The organism is Frankia sp. CcMO1, assembly GCF_977945845.1.
This window is the reverse complement of record NZ_CDWTMG010000317.1, coordinates 1-1,311: the sequence shown is the minus strand read 5'-3', so window position 1 is coordinate 1,311 and position 1,311 is coordinate 1. Positions and strand designations below refer to the sequence as shown.

At 60.9% G+C, this 1,311-nt stretch carries 3 protein-coding genes; all 3 read left to right on the top strand.

The annotated features are described in order from the left end of the window. The coding region (locus AC08OU_RS22885; RefSeq protein ID WP_476605769.1) for a hypothetical protein at positions 1–329 on the top strand (329 nt) is incomplete at its 5' end. A 4-nt stretch (positions 330–333) separates the two neighbouring features. Beyond that, on the top strand, positions 334–768 hold the full coding sequence (locus tag AC08OU_RS22880; protein WP_476605768.1) for a hypothetical protein: 435 nt from the start codon (positions 334–336) through the stop codon (positions 766–768). Continuing rightward, positions 765–1,181 carry a hypothetical protein gene (locus AC08OU_RS22875; protein ID WP_476605767.1) on the top strand — a complete coding sequence of 139 codons (417 nt, stop codon included), beginning with the start codon at positions 765–767 and terminating at the stop codon, positions 1,179–1,181. The genes AC08OU_RS22880 and AC08OU_RS22875 overlap by 4 nt, the downstream gene beginning before the upstream one ends. Positions 1,182–1,311: the final 130 nt, after the last annotated feature.

Sequence of the window (1,311 nt, the reverse complement as noted above, 5' to 3'; positions counted from 1 at the left end):
AACTGTTGGAGTCGGCTGGGGAGAATGCGCCGCGCTCTCGTCGCGCGGTCCGCGCGGTCGTTGGGAAGTACGACGAGGTCGCCGACGCGACGGGAAAGGAGGCCGAGGGAGTCGATTCCCTTCTGAAGAACTTCCGTTCACTCCCCGATACCCCCGGCCCCTCCCACTCGGTGACGCGCCAACCCACGCCGGACACGCCAGTGGTGCTGGCGGCCGATGCCGCTGCTCCCACCGCCGGAGCGGTTGCCGACGCCGTGACAGTCGGTGCCGCAATTGCACTCGGCATGAAGGAATTCTGGCGCCGCGCGAAACAATGGGTGAAAGGATAATCTGATGGAACTTCGAGAATACATACGGCTCACGCTGACGCCCGGTGGCAACGTCGACAAGTCCTTGATCGACGAAATGGGGATCCTACCCGCGACCGCGGCCAGGGCGGGCGCCTTCCTCGTCGCTGTCGAGCGCCGGTTCAAAGAGCCCCCTTCTCGGGAGGACATAGCCGCTCTGGTATCTAGAGTGCGTGAGAACTACATCGAGCCCGACAGCCTTCCGCCCATGCTTGGGGAGATCATGGTGCGGGCGGTCTTCGGAGAAGAGCACCTGGCAGAGGAACTGACCAACGATGAACTTCGGCGCGCACAGATCCTCATGACCTATGGAATAGTCAACGACCTGGGAATCACGGGCGACGAATTTGAAGCATTCCTGACGGAGGCCACCCAGGCGGCGGAAGAAATTGTTGAACAAGAGAGGCAGCAGCCGAATTGACTAACGATGAGGCGACGCAGACCCATCGGCTCATCTCTGCAATTCTTCTGCGCGATGATGCAGTTCTGGACGCCGCGGACGAAGACAACATTGTGCCCATGGCGTTGGCTACATCCGTTTGCTTCAGAGCAGCGGTGACAGCCACCGTACCGCCTTCCCAGGTTTCTCTTTTAGCATCGCAGACGAACCTCAATAACTCTCATGGCGAGAAGGTCCCGACGTGGATCGTCGAGGCCATGTTTCGAGCCGCTCTCGGTGAGCCTCTGCTGATGGAGGGCATTACGCCAGGACTGATCATCGATACGCAGTATGCATTTGTCGCGTCCGTGGTAGACGAAATTCCCGCAGACCAGCGCGCTGAACTCATCGAGTCCGCCATAGGCTTGTTGCGTGAGTCAGAAGGCAACAACTAAGCGATCTATGTATCCTCGATGGCATTCCCGGCGCCTTGCGCCACCGCGGTAGCTGCCGGAACTGCCGACGGTTCCTGGCGTGCGGAGCTCCGCGTCGCGCCGTGGCCCAGGATGCCGCGCCGCCAGGACT